Genomic DNA, 20734 nt, shown 5'->3' on the forward strand with positions numbered 1-20734 from the left:
TAACGGGGAGCAAAACAATGAACGCACACATCCATGCAATCGGCAAATGTCTGGCTGTTTTCGGACTGGCAGTCAGCTTTTCGAGCGCAAGTTTGGCGGCACCGGCCAACCTGGTTCCGGCCGGCAAGACCAACCCGCCGATCGGCCATTACGAATTCTGCAAGAGCTATCCGGGAGAATGCCAGTCTCTGGGCAAGGACCGTGGCCCGATGCAGCTCACGCGTGACCGCTGGGCGAAGCTGCTCGAAGTCAACACCCAGGTCAACCAGGCAATCCGGCCCGACACGGACATGAACATCTACGGCGTCGAAGAGCTGTGGGCCTATCCGCGCGAAGTCGGTGACTGCGAGGACTATGTGCTGCTCAAGCGTCACATGCTGATGCAGGAAGGCTTTCCGGCCCGCGACCTGCTGATCACGGTTGTGCTCCAGCCCAATGGCGACGGCCACGCGGTGCTGACGGTGCGCACCGACTACGGCGATTACATTCTCGACAACATGCGCGGCGACGTGCGGCTCTGGTCTGAGACCGGCTACACCTTCGTCAAGCGGCAGTCCCCGGAACACGCCGCCGTTTGGACCAAGCTTGGCCCCGGCTCCGCACCTCTGGTCGGTACCGTCGGGAACTGACATCGACACTGTCCGGGACCACGGCCGCGGGGGCCGGTTCCGGATCCGGAATACCGGATGCCATCAGCGTCCGGCACGAAAAGGGTCCTGGTCGAGTCCCCCCATGCTTCCCCGCAACGACCAGCCCTCGAGCCGATCCCAATGTCCCCTGGGATCGGCTCACTTTTTTTGCGGCGCTCGCGCGACCGGCAGCCCGGATGAACCCGACGGGCGCCCGTCTCAGTCGATCCGCTCAAGGCCCGTGGCAAAGCGCCTGGCGTTTGCCAGGTAATGCTCCGCCGAAAGCCTGAGCCGCGCGGCGGCCTCCGCATCGAGCGTCTTGACCACCCGCGCGGGCGCGCCCACGACCAGCGAGTTGTCGGGAATGACCTTGCCTTCGGTCACCAGCGCACCGGCGCCGATCAGGCAGTTCTCGCCGATCTTCGCGCCGTTGAGCACCGTCGCGCCCATGCCCACCAGGCTGTTGTCGCCGATGCTGCAGCCGTGCAGGATCGCCGCATGGCCGATGGTGCAGCCCTTGCCGACAGTCAGCGGAAAACCCGGATCGGTGTGCAGCACGCTGTTTTCCTGGATGTTCGAGCCCGCACCGATGACAATCGGTTCGTTGTCGCCCCGGAGCACGGCGCCGAACCAGATGCCGGCGCCCTCCTCCAGCACCACATGGCCGATCACCTGCGCGCTCTCCGCCACGAAGAAGAATCCCTTCGGCAAGACCGGCGCCCGGCCATCAAGACTGTAAAGTGCCATTCGGTGTTCCTCCCTTGGGTTGCTGCGGCAAGGTGTAGTCAACGCCGCCCGGGCGCGCAACCCGGCGCCGACAGGCAGGCACGCCGGGGTCAAACCATGAAGAAGCCACTCGCGAAGGCGAGTTCCAGCACCAGCACCCCCGAGCACATCGACCAGCCGGCGGCCACGAGCGCAAGCACCCCATAGAGCGGCAGCGGCAGCGCGCCCTCCCGCCAGTTGCGATAGCCGTTGGCGAGCAGCAGGCGCGGGCCGAGCATGGCCGCAAGCGCCAGTTCCCCGCCCAGCCTGGCCGGTCCCCCGGCACCAAGTCCGTCCCCGATACCGGCGTCGGCCTGCACCGGCTCGCGCCAGCCCGCAAGCCGCGCGATCTCCAGACCGGCCCAGGATGTGGCGAACCCCGTCACCATGGCAGAAAACGCAGTCAGGATATCGGGCATGTCAATCATCGGTTAACCATGTCGAGGCAAGGTTGCGCATAGAGATCCATCAAGCAAGTCCCGTGCCGCCGCTTGATGACCCGTTCCGGCACACGAGCTCCGACTGGTTGACCATGAGAGACCGCTTGCCCGCTTCGACACCCGCGCTCGATCAGGCGCCGCTGCTGTCGTCCAGGTTCGTCTGGAAACTCACAGCCGTAGTGGCGCTGCTCTGCCTGGTCACGCTGGCGATCGCGCTTGCCGGGCGGCTGGTGGGCAGAAGCATTTCCCAGGCGGGCAACACCGCAGACACGACGCTACACGCCATCGTCATCGGCAACGATGCGCTACGGCTACCCGCCAATGTGATCCGGTTCGAGAGCCAGCGCGTCTCCGGCGCACAGATCGCCGTGGACACCTATTTCTCCTGGCCGGGCATGCAGGGTTACAGCGAAGAGACCCGCGCAGTCTTCAACCAGACCCATTCCGCCGACGGGCTGATCTTCGCCCGCATCGCCCAGGCGACGATGTCGCGCGACATGTCGGGCCGGTTCACGCCGATCTACCGCCGCCTCACGCAAGGCGCGCCGGTGGCTGGTCCGAGCGGGCTCGATTCCTACCGGCTCAAGCCCGGCGCCGGCTATGCCAACGAGTTGATGTATGTGGAACGCACCGCCGGCGCGCAGCCATATGCCATCCGCTGTCTGGTGGAGGAGGCATCGAACGGGCCGGATTTCAACACCCGAACCGGTTGCCAGCGCGACATCTTCATCGGCCAGGACCTTTCGGTCACCTACCGGTTTTCCATCGACATGCTGCCGCACTGGCGCGAGATCGAGCGCGATGTGCGCGCCCGGCTGGAGCAGGCGCTGGTCGATTAGAGATCGACGTCGAGGATCGCCATCGAGAAATTGTAGGAAAGATCGCCATCCTCGTCATCGCGGAAGATGATGCCGAGGAATTCGTCGCCGTGATAGACCTCGGCCGAGTCATCCTTGCGCGGACGCGCCTTGATCACCATGTCCTGGTTGAAAATGCGCTTGAAATAAGCTTCCAGCTTGGTGATTTCATCAGGTTTCACAATGTTCTCCTCGGCGGTTGGTGACGTCCGCGCTTTTTGCACGGACGGAGGGCTAAATCAAACCCGTGTTGGAGTTATCCCGACCTTGCGTGCCGAAACCGGTCCGGCGCCGAGGGGCGCCGCTTCAGTCACCGGCGGCGAGCATCTGGTCCATGGCGCGCGACGGCTCTTCGCATCCGGCGGTGCCCACGACCCGCGCGGGAACGCCCGCCACCGTCGAGTTCGCCGGCACCGGCTTGAGCACCACCGAGCCCGCAGCGATGCGGCTGCAGTGGCCGATTTCGATATTGCCGAGCACCTTGGCGCCGGCCCCGATCAGCACGCCGTCGCGGATCTTCGGGTGGCGGTCACCGCTTTCCTTGCCGGTGCCGCCCAGCGTGACGCCCTGCAGGATCGAGACATTGTCGCCAATGGTCGCGGTCATGCCGACGACGAGGCCGGTGGCGTGATCGAGGAAGATGCCCTTGCCGATGCGCGCGGCCGGGTTGATGTCGGTCTGGAAGATTTCCGAGGACCGGCTCTGCAGATAGAGCGCCAGATCGACGCGGCCCCGGTTCCACAGCCAGTGAGCCAGGCGATGGGTCTGGATGGCATGGAAGCCCTTGAAATAGAGCACCGGCTGGAGGAAGCGCGCGCAGGCGGGATCGCGGTCATAGACGGCCTGGATGTCGACGCGCAGCACCGCTCCCCATTCGGGCCAGTCGGCCAGCATCTCAAGGAAGGTCTGCCGGAGCAGATTGGCCTGGAGATCGGGATGGTCGAGCCGTTCGCACACGCGGTGAATCACGGCCTCTTCGAGCGAGGGCTGGTTGAGAACGGTCGAGTACAGAAACGCCGCGAGCAGCGGATCCTGTGCCACCGAGCGCTCGGCTTCCATGCGGATGGAATCCCAGATCGGGTCGATCGCCTGGAGAGATTCCCCCACGCGCACCCCTGAATTCGCTGCCATTGCCGCCTCCGGGCTGAATTGCATTCCCCCCGAAGATAAGACACAAAGCTCAAAAAACAAATGGCGGGATGAAATGGACGACAAAAAACCTTTCGCGGATGGGGCAATCATTGCCTTGACAGCGGACACGGGCATCGGGCGGCTGACCATTGCGCGGCCGGAAAAGCGCAATGCGTTGACCGATGCGATGTGGCGCGCCCTGCCCGCAGCCATTGCCTGGCTGGTCAAAACCCGCGCGATGCGGGTGATCGTGATCGAAGGCGCGGGCGGCCGCGATTTTTCCGCCGGCGCCGATATCGGCGAGTTTGAAACCCTGCGCAAGGACGCCGGCACCGCGCGTGCCTACGAGACGGCGAACTCGGCGGCCTTTGCCGCGATCCGCACCTGCCCGGTTCCGGTGATCGCTGCCATCCGCGGCATCTGCTTCGGCGGCGGCTTCGGCCTTGCGGCGGCCGCGGACCTGAGGCTCGCCGACACGAGTGCCCGCTTTGCCATTCCCGCCGCCCGGCTCGGGCTCGCCTATCCGCCTGACGCGGTGCAGGACCTGGTGCGCGCGCTCGGCGACCAGCAGGCACGCCGGGCGCTGTATACGGCCGGCGAACTCTCCGCGGCGGAAGCGCTTGCCTGCGGCTGCCTGCTGTCAGTCAGCGACGCGGACAGGCTGGATGCGGAGGTGGATGCGCTCGCCGCAAGAATGGCGGCCGCGGCCCCGCTGTCGGTCCGGGCCTCGAAAGCGGCGATTTCAGCCGGCCCGGCACCGCAGTCGCGCGACCGGGCGGACCGGCTCGCCGCCGCGACCTTCGACAGCGAGGATTACGCCGAAGGTCGCCGCGCTTTCATGGAAAAGCGGGCGCCCGCCTTTAGCGGGCGCTGAGTGCCCGCGCCCTGCCCTCGAGCTTGGCGAGGAAGCCAAGCACGGCGTCGTTGAAGGCATCGTTGCGGTCGCCCGCCACCATGTGGCCTGCACCCGACACATCGACGAAATCGGCATGCGGCACCATTTCGCCAAAGGCCCTGACGGCATCCTCCGTCACCAGTTCCGATTGCTGCCCGCGCACCAGCAGCACCGGGATGGCAAGCCCGCGCGCGGCGTCGGCCAGACGCTGCTCGATGGTGCCGGCATCGGTGTTGATCGTGCGCGGGCCGTCGATGAAGGCCGGATCCCAATGCCAGCGGTAGCGGCCGTCGCCGCCCTTGCGCAGGTTCTTGCCAAGCCCGGAAAGCGACTTGCGCGGAGGCCGGTTGGGCAGATAGGCGGCAATCGCCTCGGCGGCTTCCTCGAGCGTGGCAAAGCCTTCGCGCATCCTCGCCGCCATGAATCCCTGGATCCTGGCCACGCCGTCGGCATCCATGTGCGGCGTGATATCGACCAGCACCAGACCGGCAACCAGCCCCGCCTCACCGAGCGCGCAGGCAAGCAGCCCGGAAATCCCGCCAAGCGACGCCCCCACCAGCACCGGCGGCTTGCCGCATTGCTGGGCGATCTCGCGGCAGACCGCGATCGCGTCGCGGGCGTAGTCCTCGGCCGCATAGGCCCCGTCCTCGACCCAGGCGCTGTCGCCATGGCCGCGCTGATCGACGGTAAAGGCCGCATGTCCGGCATCGGCGATCCGTCGCGCCGCGCCGCCCCAGGCATGCCGGGTCTGGCCACCGCCGTGAAGCAACAAGACGGGATTGCCGTGCGCTGCGCCCGCCGGCTCGTGCCTGTCCGCCGTGAGCCGGTTGCCGGCAGCGCCCGTGAACGCCAGGGCGGTCTTGCCATGGGTCACGCGCGGTCTCCCGCTTCGAGTTCGGCATAGAAGTCGAGCACCGCCGCCTTGAACACCTTGTCGCCCACCGCCAGCATGTGGTCGCGCCGGGGAATGTCGAGACTCCGGCCGTTCGGCAGAAGTTCGGCCAGACCTTCGGCGGAGCCGGCGATGTCGTCGCGCGTCCCGACGGCGACCAGCGTGGGCATCGTCAGCCGCATCAGGTCGGCGCGGTCGACCAGGGTGCGCGAGGTGCTGATGCAGGCCGCGAGCGCCAGCCTGTCGCTTTTGGTCTGTTCGGCGAAGGCGCGGAACATCCGCCCGCGCTCGTCGGTGACGTCGTCGAGCGAGGGCGCACGCAGCGCCTCGGCAATCGGATCCCAGTCGCCCACCCCGTCGATCATGCCCATGCCGAGCCCGCCCAGCACCAGCGACCGTACCCGTTCGGGCCGGGCCAGCGCGAGGAAGGTGGAGATGCGCGCCCCCATCGAATAACCCATCACATGGGCCGATTCGATCCCGAGCTCGTCCAGCAGACCGCCCGCATCCGTCGCCATCGACTCCGGGTCATAGGCATCGGGGTCATGCGGCTTGGAGGATTGGCCATGGCCGCGATTGTCGAGCGCGATCACCCGATAGCCGGCGTCGCCGAGCGTCTTGAACCAGCCCGGGAACACCCAGTTGACATGGGCGGTGGAGGCAAAGCCGTGGATCAGCAGAACCGGGGCGCCGTCAGAATGTCCGCCCTCGTACCAGGCGATTTCGATATCGCCGGAGGCAAAGCGTCCGGCCTGCAACTGTTCGAGATTCATGCGGTGTATCCTTCAAGCCCTAACTAACCCAAATGGCGCGACTTGCAAACAAGGCCAGAGCCAAGCGGGTTGAAGCGGCGAAATCGGCAGATTCATCGCTACACTTTTGCGATTTCAGTGTATATGGTCGCGCCAAACACCGGATTCCCGCGACGGAGACTGCCCATGTCCGACCACTCAATTCCGCATTTCCAGAACGATGCGGGCCATTCCAGCATCGAGATTGGCGTCAAGGAATTCATGTGCGTGGGGGCAAATCCGCCTTTCGATCACCCGCATGTCTTCCTCGACATGGGCGCTGATTCCGAAAAAGTCTGCCCCTATTGCTCGACGCTGTATCGCTACAATGCCAGCCTGCATGCCGACGTGACGGTGCCGGCCGGCTGCGCATGGAAATACCAGGCTGCCTGAGGCGAGCCCCCTGGCCCGACCGGGAGGCCATTCATGACTGCCCAGAGCATTTCCATCGTCGGCGCAGGCATTGCCGGGCTCACCGCCGCGCTCGCCTTCGCCGCCAGGGGATTTGACGTCGATATCGTCGAGCAGGCCGAAGAACTCAGCGAGCTTGGCGCCGGGCTTCAGGTTTCACCCAATGCAAGCCGGATCCTGATTGCGCTCGGCCTCGGCGAGGCCCTCGAACGCGTGATCATCCGCCCCGAGCAGGTCAAGCTCGTGTCCGGCCTGTCCCTGCAGAAGATCGCCCATGTGCCCTGCGGTGCCTTCGCGGCCGAACGCTGGGGCGCGCCCTATGGCGTCGTGCACCGTGCCGATCTGCAGGCGATCCTGCTGCAGGCGGTGCTGGACAGCAAAAGCTGCCGGCTGCATCTGGGCCAGCGGGTGAATGCATCCGGGATGCCCGAGCCGGATGAACGGCCCGACGCCCCTGCCCCCGCGCTCACCATCGGCGCCGACGGCGTCTGGTCGCAAAGCCGCCGCTGCATTCCCGGCGCCAACGCGCCCCGGTTTTCGGGCCTCGTCGCCTGGCGCTTCATGATGCCGCCGGATGCCGCCGGCGCACTTCTGGACCGCCACAACGTCACTGCCTTTCTCGGCCCGGATGCGCATATGGTGGCCTATCCGGTCGATGGCGGCCGCTCGATCAACGTGATCGCGATCACCCGCGGCACGGATCCCGGGCGCACCTGGGCGCAGCGCGAAACCCCCACCGAGCGACTGGGCCTGCTCGATTCCTTTGCCGACTGGCATCCCGACATCGTGGCGGTGTTTCGCCAGGCGCCGCAGATGACCTGGTGGCCGCTGTTCGGCGTGCCCGACGGCCGCTGGTACGACGAGGCCGGCACCATGCTGATCGGCGATGCGGCCCATGCCACCACGCCGTTTGCAGCGCAGGGCGCAGGCATGGCGATCGAGGATGCCTACGAGTTGGCCCAGGCATTTGCCAATGCGCCCGAGACCGGGCGGATCGAGGCGCTCAAGAATTATGAAACGCACCGGCGGCAGCGCGTCGGACGAGCGCGCAACCGCGCGGCCTTCAACAAGTTCGCCTATCACGCCCGGGGCCCGGTCCGGATCGCCCGCGACATGGTGCTTGCGATCCGAAGCCCGGAAAGCCTGGCCCGCGACCTCGATTGGCTCTACGGCTATCGCGCTCCGGGAACCTGAACGAACAGTTCCTTGTCGTTGTGAAGCGCCAGACCAGCCGTCAGCAGACCCGGCAGCGGCGTCCACCAGCCCGTGGTTATGCCGGCCGCGCGCAGCATCCGCGCCGTCCAGACATTGCAACCCACAAGCGCGTTGAACGATCCGCGCGCCTCGTAGAATCTGTCATAGGGACCGTATTGCGCACCGGCGAGCGGAAGCTCGGCCCTATTCGCGCCGCGCATGAAGCTGTCCGACACCGCGGCAAGCAGCCTGTCGAATGCCGCAGGCGGCAGATTCAGCGTGATAACATCCGGATGGCGGCGGTCGATGGGCCCGGCGAGCGCCATGTGCATCACCGATCGGTCAAGCGTGAGCGCCTTGAAGACGGGTCCGGGCTTGAGGTCAGCCCAGGTCGGGGTCTCGATGTAGAAACTGCGCCCGCCCCAGCCGGCAATGACATGGGCCACGCCCGGCATGCCCGGATCGAGCCCGTCCCGCGCCATGAAGCGGAATCTGCCGATGACATCCGCATCGGCGGGAAACGCGATGTCGGTGTGAATCCGGGAGGACAGTATCAGCACGGTCCGGGTCGTGGTGCTGAAGGTCTGCCGGAACGGAGCATGAGCGTCTTCGGACGAAAAAGGCCTCGGAACCAGGATTCCGAGGCCCAACAGGACGGCGATTGCCAGACATGCGATTGCCGCGGTCGCGATGGCCTTTCGCATGCGCCCGGCAGCGGCGCTCAGTGCAGGATCTGGCTCAGGAACAGCTTGGTGCGTTCGTGCTGCGGGTTGTCGAAGAACTCGCCTGGCTCGTTTTGTTCGACGATCTGGCCCTGGTCCATGAAGATCACCCGGTTGGCGACCTGGCGGGCGAAACCCATCTCATGGGTGACGCACAGCATGGTCATGCCTTCCTCGGCAAGTCCCACCATGGTGTCGAGCACTTCCTTGATCATTTCCGGATCGAGCGCGGAAGTGGGCTCGTCGAACAGCATGATGCGCGGGTTCATGCACAGCGAGCGGGCGATCGCCACGCGCTGCTGCTGGCCGCCCGACAACTGGCCCGGATACTTGTTGGCCTGCTCGGGGATCTTGACCCGCTCGAGATAGTGCATCGCCACTTCCTCGGCCTTCTTCTTCGGCATCTTGCGCACCCAGATCGGCGCCAGCGTGCAGTTCTCCAGGATCGTCAGATGCGGGAACAGGTTGAAGTGCTGGAACACCATGCCGACTTCGCGGCGCACTTCGTCGATCTTCTTCAGATCGTTGGTCAGCTCGATGCCATCGACGATGATCTTGCCCTTCTGGTGCTCCTCCAGGCGGTTGATGCAGCGGATCATGGTCGACTTGCCGGAGCCCGAGGGGCCGGCGATGACGATCCGTTCGCCGCGCATCACCTTGAGGTTGATGTCGCGCAGCACATGGAACTCGCCGTACCATTTGTTCATGCCGATAAGCTCGATCGCCACATCGGTTTCCGACACCGTCATTTTCGACGGCGTGACGCTCGCTGTTTGCGCTGTGTTGCTGTCAGCCATGGTTGCAGTCCCCTGTTATCGTTTGTGGCCGGTGTCGAGCCGCCGTTCCATATAAGCGGAATAGCGCGACATGCCGAAGCAGAAAATGAAGAAGACGAAGGCGGCGAAGACGAAGCCCGTCGCCGGCGTCACCGGAGAGATCCAGTTGGGATCGGTCATGTTCTGCTGGACGATGCCGAGCAGATCGAACAGGCCGATGATCAGAACGAGGCTCGTATCCTTGAACAACCCGATGAAGGTGTTGACGATGCCGGGAATGACCAGCTTGAGGGCCTGCGGCATGATCACCAGCCGCGTCCCCTGCCAGAAGGTCAGCGCCATCGCATTGGCCGCTTCGTACTGGCCCTTCGGGATCGCCTGCAGACCACCGCGGATCACCTCGGCCATATAGGCCGACGAGAACAGCGCGACGCCGATCAGCGCCCTCAGTAGCTTGTCGAACGACACCCCGTCCGGCAGGAACAACGGCAGCATCACCGAGGACATGAACAGCACGGTGATCAACGGCACGCCGCGCCAGAACTCGATGAAGATCACGCAGAACATCTTGACGATCGGCATGTGCGACCGGCGTCCGAGTGCCAGCAGGATGCCGAGCGGAAACGACACGACGATGCCGACGATGGCAACCACCAGCGTGACCAGCAGGCCGCCCCACAGCGGCGTTTCGACCGGCTTGAGCCCGAATTGCCCGGTGAGCAGGATGAAGGCCAGCACCGGGAACACGATCAGCAGGTAGAGCGCATTCTCGCGCTTGTAGGGCACGGAGGGAATGGCGATCGGAACCAGGCCCGCGACCAGCAGCAGGCCCGCCAGATTGACCCGCCAACGCTCTTCCAGCGGATAGCGGCCATAGATGAACTGGCCGAACTTGGCATCGACGAAGGCCCAGCAGGCACCGGTATCGGGTCCGATGCAGGCTTCGCGGTTGTCACCGGTCCAGACCGCGCTGATGAAGGCCCAGTCGATGACCGGCGGGATGATCCAGAGCAGGACCAGGAAGGTGATGATGGTCAGCACCGTGTCGCGCGGGGTGGCGAACAGGTTTTCCTTGAGCCATCCGCCCACGCCCCCGGATTTCGACGGCGGCGCCGAACGCGGCGTCTCCTCGGTTCGCACATAGGCGATCGATTTGGTCGTGTGATCCATGGCTTAGCGCTCCACCAATGCGACGCTGGCATTGAACCAGTTCATGAAGGCCGATGTCAGCAGCGACAGGGTCAGGTAGACCAGCATGGTGATCGAGATCACCTCGACAGCCTGCCCCGTCTGGTTGAGCACGGTTCCGGTGACCGACACCAGATCGGGGTAACCGATGGCGACGGCGAGCGAGGAGTTCTTGGTCAGGTTCAGATACTGGCTGGTCAGCGGCGGGATGATCACGCGCATGGCCTGCGGCACGATCACGAGCCGGCTGGTGAGGTTCGGCCGGATGCCGAGCGCATAGGCCGCTTCGGTCTGCCCGTGCGACACCGCCAGGATGCCCGCGCGCACGATTTCGGCGATGAAGGACGCCGTGTAGAGCGACAGCCCCAGCAACAGCGCCATGAACTCCGGCTGGATCACCCAGCCATTGACCATGTTGAACCCCTGCAGGCTCGCATATTCGAGCGACAGCGGCATGCCGGTGACGAAAAACGCCAGCAGTGGCAAGACGATGAAAAGACCGAGGCCGGTCACGAACACCGGAAACTGCTGGCCTGTCGCCATCTGCCGCTTTTTCGCCCAGCGGCCGAGAACGAACCAGACCGCCAGAACCGCGATCGCCGTGAACAGGATCAGCGACGCCCCCGCTTCCGGCACGATCCGCGGCAGGTAGAGCCCGCGATTGTTGAGGCTGAAGGCGATCTCGGAGCCGGGCTCGATTCCCATCGCCCGCGGCGAAGGCAGGATCGACAACACCGCCTTGTACCAGAACAGAAGCTGCAGCAGCAGCGGAATGTTGCGCAGCGTCTCCACGTAGACGGTGGCGAATTTCCGCACCAGGTAGTTCTTCGAAAGCCGGGCCAGGCCGACGATGAAGCCGATCACCGTGGCAAAGAAGATCCCGATCACCGCGACCACCAGCGTGTTGCCGAGCCCCACGAAGAAGGCCCTGAGATAGGTGCTGTCATTGGTGTAATGGATGAAGGACTGGCCAATGTCGAAGCCGGCACGCTCCTTGAAGAAGCCGAAGCCCGACGCGATGCCCGCGCGCTGCAGGTTGTCATGCGCATTCGTCAGGCCGGACCAGACCAGGCCGGCGACGACGATGATCAGCAAGGCCTGAAACACAAAGCCTCGGACTCTGGGATCGTAGATAAGAGATGCGCGCCCGGAATCATCAGCGCCCGCTGAGACGCTTTCTTGATGAGCCATGTCTGTCCCCATTTTTGTACGTCCGGATCTTGTGGCCGGATCGCTTGTTAACCCGACGCCTGTGGCGCCAGATCCTTGACTTCTCACGATAAAGGCGGAGAAGGCGGGCTTCCGGAGAAGCCCGCCCGATGGTCATGCCGGATTAGCGGATCGGCGGTGCGTACTGCAGGCCGCCCTTCGACCACAGCGCGTTCACGCCGCGGCTGATGTTGAGCTGGGTCGAAGCGCCGACATTGCGCTCGAACACTTCACCATAGTTGCCGACCTGCTTGATCACGTTGTAGGCCCAGTCGTTGCCGATGCCCAGGGAATCGCCGAAGGCGCCTTCCTTGCCGAGCATGCGCATCACGTTCGGGTCGGTGGAGTTCATCATTTCATCGACGTTCTCCGAGGTGATGCCCATTTCCTCGGCATTGAGCATGGCGAAATGGACCCACTTGACGATAGCGAACCACTGGTCGTCGCCCTGGCGCACCACGGGGCCGAGCGGCTCCTTGGAGATCACTTCGGGCAGAACCATGTGCTCGTCGGGTGCCGAAAGGCCGAGGCGGATCGAATACAGGCCCGACTGGTCGGTGGTGTAGACGTCGCAACGGTTGGCGTCATAGGCGGCGTTCACTTCTTCGAGCTTTTCGAACACGACCGGATTGTAGGTCATGTCGTTGGCCTTGAAGTAGTCGGTCAGGTTGAGTTCGGTGGTGGTGCCGGTCTGCACGCAGACCGAAGCGCCCGAAAGCTGCAGTGCGGAGTTCACGCCGAGCGACTTGCGGACCATGAAGCCCTGGCCGTCGTAGTAGTTGACGCCGGCGAAGTTCAGGCCGAGCTGCGTGTCGCGGCTCATGGTCCAGGTGGTGTTGCGCGACAGCACATCGATTTCACCAGACTGAAGCGCGGTGAACCGCTCCTTGGCCGACAGCGGGCTGTACTTGACCGCCTTTGCATCGCCGAACACCGCAGCGGCGACGCCGCGGCACAGATCCACGTCCAGGCCGGACCAGTCACCCGCATCGTTCGGAGCGGAGAAGCCGGCGAGGCCGGTGGAAACGCCGCACTGGACGAATCCCTTTGCCTTGACATCATCCAGCGTTGCTGCGGAAGCGGCGGCGGCTCCCAGGCCCGCAACGGCCGCGACACCAACGACAGCCGACAAAATCTCTTTTTTCATTTGATACAACCTTTTTTTCTGTTGCCCTGTTTGAGGTGCGACAAAAGCGGCAGGAGCGGCGTGTCCGCGCCTCCGCCGATGCTTTTTTGCACTATGACATACCATGACGAAATCAACCGACGGTCAAGTGTCCATTGTCTTAAATTCGACAAGTCTACCTGTCCGGCGACAATTTGCGCCATTTCGCAAGTCTAGCTGCCATGGGCCGCAGGTGCCGGTTCAAGCCTTCACCGCACGTGGTCCGGACCATTCTTGAGATTGCCGACAAGTCGGTTTAAGCCTTCAGAACCAGCAACCTCGCCAACAGACCGGATATCAGATGAGCAAGAGCACCAGCGCCGCCACCCATGGAGTGAACACCCGCCTCGCCCATACGGGGCACGACCCGAAGAGCTTCCACGGTTTCGTCAACCCGCCCGTGGTGCATGCCTCGACGGTCCTGTTCCCCGATGCGGCAACCATGGTCTCGCGCGACCAGAAATACACCTACGGCACCCACGGCACCCCCACCACCGATGCGCTGAACGCGGCCTTCAACGAGCTCGAAGGCTCCGCGGGATCGGTGGCCGTCCCCTCCGGTCTGGCCGCCGTAACGCTGCCGTTCCTGGCCGTGCTGAACGCGGGCGACCACCTGCTGGTGGTGGATTCGGTCTACTCCCCGACCCGCAATTTCTGCGCGGGCATGCTCGCACGCTTCGGCGTCGAGACCACCTATTACGACCCGCTGATCGGCGCCGACATCGAAAGCCTGATGCGCCCCAACACCAAGCTGGTCCACACCGAGGCTCCCGGCTCCAACACCTTCGAAATGCAGGATATTCCGGCCATCGCCGAGGTTGCCCACGCCCACGGCGCGCTGGTGTCGATCGACAACACCTGGGCCACGCCGCTGTTCTTCAGGCCGCTCGAGCACGGCGTCGACATCTCGATCCATGCCGCGACCAAGTATCCGGCCGGCCACTCCGACATCCTGATCGGCACGGTCTCGGCCAACAAGCAGGCCTGGCCCGCGGTCCACAAGGCCTTCGGCATGCTCGGCATCTGCGCGGCCCCCGACGATTCCTACATGACGCTGCGCGGCCTGCGCACCATGGGCGTGCGGCTTGCCCGCCACCAGGAAAGCGCGCTCGCGATTGCCCGCGCGCTCGAAGACATGCCGGGTGTGGCACGGGTGCTCCACCCCGCACTCGAGAGCTTTCCGGGCCACGACATCTGGAAGCGCGACTTCTGCGGCTCGAGCGGCATTTTCTCGATCGTGCTCGACGTCGCCGATCCGGCACGCCACCAGGCCAAGGCGCACGCCTTCCTCAACGCGCTCGAAATCTTCGGCCTGGGCTATTCCTGGGGCGGATACGAGAGCCTTGCCGTGCATGCCAACCTCTCGGACCGCACCATCGCCCTGCCGCCCAAGGAAGGTCCGGTGATCCGGCTGCAGATCGGCCTAGAGGACGTGGCCGACCTGATGGCCGACATCGACCGCGCGCTGGCTGCGGCCAAGGCGGCCTGAGGCGTCGTCCCGACAAGGGGCACCCATGCCCGCGGCCGGCAGCTCCGGCCACGGGCGTGGCGGGATCAGACGGGGGACACGGAGGGCTCCGCCGCCCCGGTTCCCGCCTGCGCGAGCCGGCGGGGCAAGCTGAGCACGAAGCGCGCGCCCGGCGGCCCGTAACTGGTGTCGAGCACGACCGTTCCGTCATGGCTCTCGGCGATCAGCCGGCACAGGCTGAGGCCAAGCCCGTTGCCCGAATAGGTGCGCTGGTCGCGATGCAGGCGTTTGAACACGCCGAATATGCTTTCGGCGTGTTCTGGCGCGATGCCGATACCGTTGTCGGCCACCGAAATGTGAATCCGGTTCTTGACCAGTTCGACCTCGACCTCGACCAGCACCGGCTGATCCGGCAGCCTGTACTTGATGGAGTTGGCGAACAGGTTCTGCAGAAGCTGGATCATCAGGTCGAAATCCGCATTCAGCTCGATGTCGGAATCGTTGATCAGGCGCGCATTCGCCTCGGCGGCATTGACCGACAGGTTGCTCCAGGCCACCGAAACCGCCTCCGACAGCATGAAGCTGCTCGGCTTGATGGCCTGATAGGCCAGCTGGGAATATTCGAGCAGGCTCGACACCATCCGCTCCATGGATTCGGCGCGTCCGGAAATATGCTCGGAGAATTTCTTGAGGTCTTCGGTTCGCCCGTTGCTGACATCTTCCGCAATCATGTCGACGAACAGCCGGATCTGGCGCAGCGGCGCCTTGAGATCGTGCGAGACCATCCCCGCGAACTGTTCGAGGGCCTGGTTGCGCATCGCCAGTTCGCGCGCCTGCTGCGCGATGCGCTCGCGGGACAGGTGGCTTTCGGTGATGTCGCGGCCCAGGGAGACAAGCTCGAGCGGCCGGCCGTTCTCGAACACCATCAGGTTGGTCCAGGCATACCAGTAGGTCCGGCCGGCGTGATCCCGCATCAGCCGTTCCTCGGTCTTCATCGGCTGGTCGGGTTGCAGGCTTTCAAGCTTCCGCTGCACCTCGGGCTGCAACTCGGGCGGAATAAGATCGATGAATTTCAGCCCGATCATGTCTTCCGCGCGCATTCCGCTGAAGCGGGCATAGTTCTCGTTGACATAAGTCAGCGTGGTGTCGGGCTCCGAGCGGGTGATGAAATCCGGCAGGCTGCGTACGAGCGTCTCGAATTCGGCCCGCTTGCGCTGCAGCGCATTCTCGATTTCGAGCCGCTCGGTGATGTCCTCGCCGAACGAGAGCATCAGCGGCTCGTTTTCGGTGCGCAACCGCTCGAACTTGATCCTGCAATGATAGGTCGAACCATCCTTGCGCCGGTGACGCGTGTCGAGCGTCAGGGTCTTGACCTCGCCGCTCACCAGCGGCCGCATCTTTTCGCTCAGTTGCTCCGGCGACCATCCGGCATTGAGCAGGCGGGCATCCATCCCGCGCATTTCCTCGAGGCTGTATTGCAGATTGTCGCGCGCGGCCTTGTTGACATAGATGATCGCGCGCGTGACCGGGTTCACCAGATAGATCTCCTGGGACACGCCTTCAAGGATCACACCGAGCCGCTCGGCCTCGGATCGGGCGCGAACCAGTGCCGAGACATCCGCCCTCAGGCCGACGCGGAAATTGCCTTCCGTTATCCGGTCCTCGATCTGGATCCAGCGGTCATCGCCGATCTGCCGGACATAGGGCTCACCGGGATTGTTGTGCAGGTCGACCAGCTTGCGCAGCCATTCGTCGCGCGATTCCGGGGTGTCTCCCGCTTCTGAAATCAGGCCAGCTTCAAGCGCATCGCGCAGGGTCGCCTCATAGGTCTTGCCGATCCTGATCGATGGCCTGAGCAGCGGGTGCATGTCGCGGTAGGCCTTGTTGCACACCAGCAGCCGGTCATCGGGATCGTAGATCGCAAAGCCGTGCGACACAGAATCGAGCGCGGACATAAACAGGGCGTTGGTGTCCGGATCGCCCGCGGTGCTGCGCGGATCCGCCTCGAGAACGCGAAGCACGACCACCGCCCCGCTCGACGTCTCGCCGCCAGCGGCAAGCGCCGTTCGGCTGAAATCGACTTCAAGCACGCGGCCGTCCTTGGCGCGGACACCCGTCCTCCGGCGCTGCCGCAGCCTCGACGGTTCGTCTGAAGACGCCTCCCCGTCCGGCTCAATGGCCACATGGTCCGGAACCAGAAGGGTCAGGACATCGATCCCTGCCAGTTCGGCGGCTTCATATCCCAGCACTTGCGCAGCGGCCGGGTTCGACGCGACGATCATGCCGTCAGCGTCGGTCACGAGCACCGGGTCCGGGAACGCATCGTACAACGCGGTGACGAGCGTGCCAGGAAGCAGGTCCATTTCAGTACGGGGCCCGGGAGCGTCGATCAGATGCACCTCACGAGAAATCTTCCGCGCAATTGTCCGAAAGCTGGTTGCGCGTGTATTCGGCGATGATGAAGGATATCGCGGCGCGGTCGATCTCGTTCTTGTTGATGCGGAAATCGACCCCGAATTCCGGGAATTCCTGGAAATAGCTGCCGCTGATATCCGAGGAGATGATGCCGATCGGGCCTATGAAGCCCGCATGGCGCAGTTGCGGCGCGGTTTCGCGAAAATCGTTGTTCGGCACCAGCCGGTTGTCGAGAAACACCATGTCGATGCCGCCGCCCTTGACGCATTCGACCGCAGACTCGATGTCCGCCACATATTCGAGTTCGATCGGCGGCCCATCCACCTTTTCCAGGGTCCGCCGCAGCAAAAGGTGTTCTGCCGGATCGTCATCGACAAGCAGGATCTTCAAGGGATACTCGGTCTGACCGGTGGTCATGGGATTTCTCCTAAGCTATCAGCCCGCTGCGCAAGGCCGACGCCACCATCTGAGCGCGATTGACGACATGCAGCTTGCGCAGAACGGTCGCGATGTAGGAATTGACGGTATGCTCGGACAGCCCGAGAATGATGGCGATTTCGGCAGAAGTCTTGCCTTCCGAAGTCCAGCGGACGATCTGGATCTCGCGGTCGTTGAGGCCGCTGATCGAATCCAGCGACAGAATGGCATCGTGATAGCGCTGGAAGATCAGCGCCGCATCGAGCGCGACCACCGCGAGCGTTTCATGTTCGGGCAGGCCGCGATCTCCAAGCATCATCAGGCAGTAGCGACGCGCCGCGACCGTATGCAGCGGCACCGCGATCATGGTCGCCGCGCCGATCGCATCGAGAATCCGGGAGGCGCCCGCTCCCGGCGCCACACCATAGGCCGCAGTCGACGGCTTGCAGGCAGCGAGCAACTCGTCGCCGGCGCCCAGCGGCCTTCCCCCTGCCGCATCGATCAGGCTGTCGGGAAGATTGTGCAGCACATGCGGGTTGCGAAGGTTGATCCCCTCATCCTCGCCGCCCACTTCGAACAGGACGAAGTGCTGGAACCCTTGCCCGAGCGCCAGCGCCTTGAACAATCTGAAGAAGTCCATTCGGTTGACGGCGCGGCCCAGTTCCGTACCAAGATGATAAGCAGCTTCCGGCATCAACATAGGGCCTCTTTCGAATCAACAATGCTTATTAGCAAATTAGATTACATACATCGACGTGACCACAAGACAATCCGCAAGAATTTACTTACAAAACATGGTGAAAGAATCGGACATATGCGCTGCGTACAGTATATTCCGATGTCACTCCCGCGGGACCGCGCCTTCGCGCGGACGCAACCTGAACGTGCTGTCGCAGGCTGTCAATGGCCTGACACGCCCTGAAAGCGGCGACAATCCGTATTTTGGCGCAGGAAGATTAACATCCCGGTCGCTCCTGCCGGCCAGATATGACAGCACCGGCGCGCGATGAAGCCATTTGCCGCACGGCAGGCTCGACCGGCAAGCGCATAAGACAGGTCGTCCTTGCCCAGATGCAGGAGAGAGGCTGTGTATGAGGCAGAAAATGTGCCCGGGTCGGACAAGGCGAAAATGGCGACCCCTGCAGGATTCGAACCTGCGACCGTCGGCTTAGAAGGCCGGTGCTCTATCCAGCTGAGCTAAGGGGCCGATCGGTGCCGGACGGCGCGCCACCGGTAATCTTCAGTGAGTCCAGGGCTGGCGGCGGTCGAACTTGAAATTGTCCGAATAGGCCACTCGCCGGCGCTTGGGTTCCTTGGGCTCGGCCACCCGGAACGCCAGGCCGTTGCGCACGGCATAGGCGACGGCGGCTTCACGCGTGTCGAACTTGAGGCGGATCTGGCTCTGCATGTCGCCGGAGGAGGTGTAGCCCATCATCGGATCGATGGTGCGCGGCTTTTCCGGCTCGAATTCCAGCACCCAGTCCTGGGTCTTGGCTTTCCCGGACTGCATGGCGGTCTTTGCGGGACGGTAGATTTTCGCGGTCATGTCCCAATTCCCTTCACGGCGGCGGCCGCCCGTTCGGGTCGGTTGCGGCGCCCGGCTGTGTTCAATCCACTTACGTGGATCCGGTAAGCGCGGCCGAAGCGGCGTGTGCTCCCGCATCCAGTTCCGGTCGAAACCGGGAGCGGAGGCCGCTTTCCTGCCGGTTCGCCCCTCCCGAGACCCGCTGATTTGCAGGTCGATATCGACCGAGGCGACCTCCGCTCAATGCCCCGACGCTTCCCCAAAGTCAAGCCGCCTTGTCCGGCCGCCTTGTCCGGCCACATTGTGGGGCCGCATTGTCGGGCCGGGCATGCCCCGCCCGGTCCCCCAGGCCCAGCCCGCTTGACCGGGCGAGCCGAGATGCTACGTCCCGTCTGTCCGCGCACAGCCCGCACGCGGCGCCGCGATCCGCGCGGCGCCCAACCGACGGAAAGGAATCCACGCATGACCGCCGATATCGCCTCCCTGATCGGGCTCCGTCACTGGCTGCATGCCCACCCGGAAATCTCGCGCCACGAAACCGAAACCGCACGCCATCTCCGCGAATATCTCGATCGCACCGCGCGCCCCGATGAGGTCGTCGATCTCGACGGCGCGGGCTTTGCCGCCGTCTACAATGGCGCGCGACCGGGCCGGACGGTGATGCTGCGCTGCGAACTCGACGCGCTTCAGATCGACGAAACCAACGCCCTTGCCTACCGCTCGACCCGTGACGGCGTCGGCCACAAATGCGGCCATGACGGGCATATGACGATCCTGGCAGGCGTGGCGCAGACATTGACGACGCGGCCCGCGGCCGGCCGGGTGGTGCTGCTGTTCCAGCCCGACGAGGAAACCGGCTCGGGTGCCCGGCTCTGTCGCGCGCATCCCGGTTTCGCAAGGATCGCCCCGGATTACGTGTTCGCGCTCCACAACCTGCCGGGGTTTCCGCTGGGCCAGGTGATTTGCGGCCCGGGCAGCTTTTCCTCGCAGGTCAGGTATGCCGCCATTCACCTCGCCGGCAAGGAGGCCCACAGCGCCCAGCCCGAAACCGGCGCGAGCCCCGCCTTCGCGCTTTGCGAGCTGATGCACGCGGCGCGCGCCATCGAGGCCAAATATGACCGGCCCGAAGCCTATGCGCTCGCGGTCCCGGTGTTCTGCCAGATGGGCGTCCAGGCCTCCGGGGTCTGCCCGGCGCGGGGCGAGGCGCATTTCACCCTGCGCGCCGGCGACACCGCGGCCGTGGAAGCGATGTGGGCCGAACTCACCGGCGTCGCACGGGCGTTTGGCCTGCGTGACGGGCTCGATGTGGATTTCGAGATTCGCGAAGAATTCGCGGCCACGGTCAACGGGTCCAGGGCCACGGCGATGATCGGGCAGGCCGCAACCCGGCTCGGCCTCGCCTACCGGGGGATCGAGCGTCCTTTCCGCTGGGGCGAGGATTTCGGGGAACTGACCGCGCATCATGAAGGCGCGATGTTCGGCCTCGGCGCGGGCCTCGACAGACCCGCGCTGCACAATCCGGACTACGACTTTCCGGACGAACTGATCGAAACCGGAATCGCACTCTTTGCCGAACTCGTCGCCCTGGCGCTTGCCGCGGAGCCGGCCGAAAAGCCGCACCCCTAAAGCCGAACGGCGTTGGCAGCGGCGCGCACGGTAAAACCCGCGCCCACGAGGTGCAGAAATCGTTCGTTTTCAGGGAATTGGTGGTCGGAGCGGAGAGATTCGAACTCCCGACCCTCTGGTCCCAAACCAGATGCGCTACCAGGCTGCGCTACGCTCCGATGTCCAAGCTGTGCCCCGGATACACCGGAACGTCATGGGCCGCAACACCTAAACGTGGC

The 20734-nt window shown here is 64.4% G+C and carries 22 protein-coding genes and 2 tRNA genes; 7 read left to right on the forward strand and 17 right to left on the reverse strand.

Annotated elements, in window-relative coordinates:
- Positions 1 to 17 precede the first annotated feature (17 nt).
- Complete coding sequence (locus AWJ14_RS04135; RefSeq protein WP_083220001.1) at positions 18 to 629, forward strand: transglutaminase-like cysteine peptidase; 612 nt, start codon at positions 18 to 20, stop codon at positions 627 to 629.
- A gap of 219 nt (positions 630 to 848) precedes the next feature.
- Here AWJ14_RS04135 and AWJ14_RS04140 read toward each other — a convergent pair whose 3' ends face one another.
- The gene (locus tag AWJ14_RS04140; protein ID WP_066175303.1) at positions 849 to 1376 is read right to left on the reverse strand and encodes a gamma carbonic anhydrase family protein; all 528 of its coding nucleotides are present in this window, start codon (positions 1374 to 1376) and stop codon (positions 849 to 851) included.
- An 89-nt stretch (positions 1377 to 1465) separates the two neighbouring features.
- A complete protein-coding gene (locus AWJ14_RS04145) occupies positions 1466 to 1822 on the reverse strand; it encodes a DUF6949 family protein (protein WP_066175305.1) in 357 nt (118 codons plus the stop codon).
- A gap of 116 nt (positions 1823 to 1938) precedes the next feature.
- On the opposite strand from AWJ14_RS04145, the gene AWJ14_RS04150 reads away from it, so the two are divergent.
- Entirely contained in the window at positions 1939 to 2673 is a 735-nt protein-coding gene (locus tag AWJ14_RS04150) for a hypothetical protein (RefSeq protein ID WP_083220002.1), read from the forward strand.
- Here the strand turns inward: AWJ14_RS04150 and AWJ14_RS04155 are convergent.
- Entirely contained in the window at positions 2670 to 2873 is a 204-nt protein-coding gene (locus AWJ14_RS04155; protein ID WP_066175306.1) for a DUF3126 family protein, read from the reverse strand. The genes AWJ14_RS04150 and AWJ14_RS04155 overlap by 4 nt on opposite strands.
- 124 nt (positions 2874 to 2997) lie before the next feature.
- Complete coding sequence (gene cysE, locus AWJ14_RS04160) at positions 2998 to 3822, reverse strand: serine O-acetyltransferase (protein ID WP_066175308.1); 825 nt, start codon at positions 3820 to 3822, stop codon at positions 2998 to 3000.
- Between the two features lie 115 nt (positions 3823 to 3937).
- On the opposite strand from cysE, the gene AWJ14_RS04165 reads away from it, so the two are divergent.
- A complete protein-coding gene (locus AWJ14_RS04165) occupies positions 3938 to 4696 on the forward strand; it encodes an enoyl-CoA hydratase-related protein (protein ID WP_342587240.1) in 759 nt (252 codons plus the stop codon).
- Here AWJ14_RS04165 and AWJ14_RS04170 read toward each other — a convergent pair.
- Positions 4683 to 5591, reverse strand: coding sequence for an alpha/beta fold hydrolase (locus tag AWJ14_RS04170; protein WP_066175313.1), 909 nt, complete (start codon positions 5589 to 5591; stop codon positions 4683 to 4685). The genes AWJ14_RS04165 and AWJ14_RS04170 overlap by 14 nt on opposite strands.
- Entirely contained in the window at positions 5588 to 6382 is a 795-nt protein-coding gene (locus AWJ14_RS04175; RefSeq protein WP_066175315.1) for an alpha/beta fold hydrolase, read from the reverse strand. The genes AWJ14_RS04170 and AWJ14_RS04175 overlap by 4 nt, the downstream gene beginning before the upstream one ends.
- Positions 6383 to 6547: 165 nt before the next feature.
- Between AWJ14_RS04175 and AWJ14_RS04180 the strand changes: the two genes are divergently transcribed.
- Positions 6548 to 6793 (forward strand): zinc-finger domain-containing protein, encoded by a 246-nt coding sequence (locus AWJ14_RS04180; RefSeq protein ID WP_066175317.1) that lies wholly within the window; start codon positions 6548 to 6550, stop codon positions 6791 to 6793.
- 33 nt (positions 6794 to 6826) lie between these two features.
- Positions 6827 to 8005, forward strand: a complete 1179-nt coding sequence (locus AWJ14_RS04185) for an FAD-dependent monooxygenase (RefSeq protein ID WP_066175319.1) — start codon at positions 6827 to 6829, stop codon at positions 8003 to 8005.
- Here the strand turns inward: AWJ14_RS04185 and AWJ14_RS04190 are convergent.
- The 5 genes from AWJ14_RS04190 to AWJ14_RS04210 form a co-directional block, all read right to left on the reverse strand.
- On the reverse strand, positions 7984 to 8709 hold the full coding sequence (locus AWJ14_RS04190) for a TIGR02117 family protein (protein ID WP_066175321.1): 726 nt from the start codon (positions 8707 to 8709) through the stop codon (positions 7984 to 7986). The two genes, AWJ14_RS04185 and AWJ14_RS04190, sit on opposite strands and share 22 nt — an antisense overlap.
- A 17-nt stretch (positions 8710 to 8726) precedes the next feature.
- Positions 8727 to 9524 carry an amino acid ABC transporter ATP-binding protein gene (locus AWJ14_RS04195; protein ID WP_066175323.1) on the reverse strand — a complete coding sequence of 266 codons (798 nt, stop codon included), beginning with the start codon at positions 9522 to 9524 and terminating at the stop codon, positions 8727 to 8729.
- 15 nt (positions 9525 to 9539) lie between these two features.
- Complete coding sequence (locus AWJ14_RS04200) at positions 9540 to 10673, reverse strand: amino acid ABC transporter permease (RefSeq protein WP_066175325.1); 1134 nt, start codon at positions 10671 to 10673, stop codon at positions 9540 to 9542.
- Between the two features lie 3 nt (positions 10674 to 10676).
- A complete protein-coding gene (locus AWJ14_RS04205) occupies positions 10677 to 11882 on the reverse strand; it encodes an amino acid ABC transporter permease (RefSeq protein ID WP_066175326.1) in 1206 nt (401 codons plus the stop codon).
- A 142-nt stretch (positions 11883 to 12024) separates the two neighbouring features.
- A complete protein-coding gene (locus AWJ14_RS04210; protein WP_066175329.1) occupies positions 12025 to 13047 on the reverse strand; it encodes an amino acid ABC transporter substrate-binding protein in 1023 nt (340 codons plus the stop codon).
- Between the two features lie 319 nt (positions 13048 to 13366).
- On the opposite strand from AWJ14_RS04210, the gene AWJ14_RS04215 reads away from it, so the two are divergent.
- Positions 13367 to 14554: a cystathionine beta-lyase gene (locus tag AWJ14_RS04215; protein ID WP_066175331.1), complete on the forward strand. Its 1188-nt coding sequence runs from the start codon at positions 13367 to 13369 to the stop codon at positions 14552 to 14554.
- Positions 14555 to 14619: 65 nt separating this feature from the next.
- Here AWJ14_RS04215 and AWJ14_RS04220 read toward each other — a convergent pair whose 3' ends face one another.
- The 5 genes from AWJ14_RS04220 to AWJ14_RS04240 form a co-directional block, all read right to left on the reverse strand.
- Positions 14620 to 16896, reverse strand: a complete 2277-nt coding sequence (locus AWJ14_RS04220; protein ID WP_066175335.1) for a PAS domain S-box protein — start codon at positions 16894 to 16896, stop codon at positions 14620 to 14622.
- A gap of 37 nt (positions 16897 to 16933) precedes the next feature.
- Positions 16934 to 17365 (reverse strand): response regulator, encoded by a 432-nt coding sequence (locus tag AWJ14_RS04225; RefSeq protein ID WP_066175337.1) that lies wholly within the window; start codon positions 17363 to 17365, stop codon positions 16934 to 16936.
- Between the two features lie 10 nt (positions 17366 to 17375).
- Positions 17376 to 18059 carry a helix-turn-helix transcriptional regulator gene (locus AWJ14_RS04230; protein ID WP_171904815.1) on the reverse strand — a complete coding sequence of 228 codons (684 nt, stop codon included), beginning with the start codon at positions 18057 to 18059 and terminating at the stop codon, positions 17376 to 17378.
- Between the two features lie 436 nt (positions 18060 to 18495).
- Positions 18496 to 18572 (reverse strand) — tRNA-Arg (locus tag AWJ14_RS04235).
- Between the two features lie 33 nt (positions 18573 to 18605).
- Positions 18606 to 18911 carry an ETC complex I subunit gene (locus tag AWJ14_RS04240; RefSeq protein ID WP_066175342.1) on the reverse strand — a complete coding sequence of 102 codons (306 nt, stop codon included), beginning with the start codon at positions 18909 to 18911 and terminating at the stop codon, positions 18606 to 18608.
- 441 nt (positions 18912 to 19352) lie between these two features.
- Between AWJ14_RS04240 and AWJ14_RS04245 the strand changes: the two genes are divergently transcribed.
- A complete protein-coding gene (locus tag AWJ14_RS04245; protein ID WP_066175344.1) occupies positions 19353 to 20516 on the forward strand; it encodes an amidohydrolase in 1164 nt (387 codons plus the stop codon).
- Between the two features lie 81 nt (positions 20517 to 20597).
- Here the strand turns inward: AWJ14_RS04245 and AWJ14_RS04250 are convergent.
- A tRNA-Pro gene (locus AWJ14_RS04250) sits at positions 20598 to 20674 on the reverse strand.
- Between the last annotated feature and the right edge of the window lie 60 nt (positions 20675 to 20734).

The organism is Parahoeflea olei, from assembly GCF_001703635.1.
Lineage (GTDB): Bacteria > Pseudomonadota > Alphaproteobacteria > Rhizobiales > Rhizobiaceae > Hoeflea > Hoeflea olei.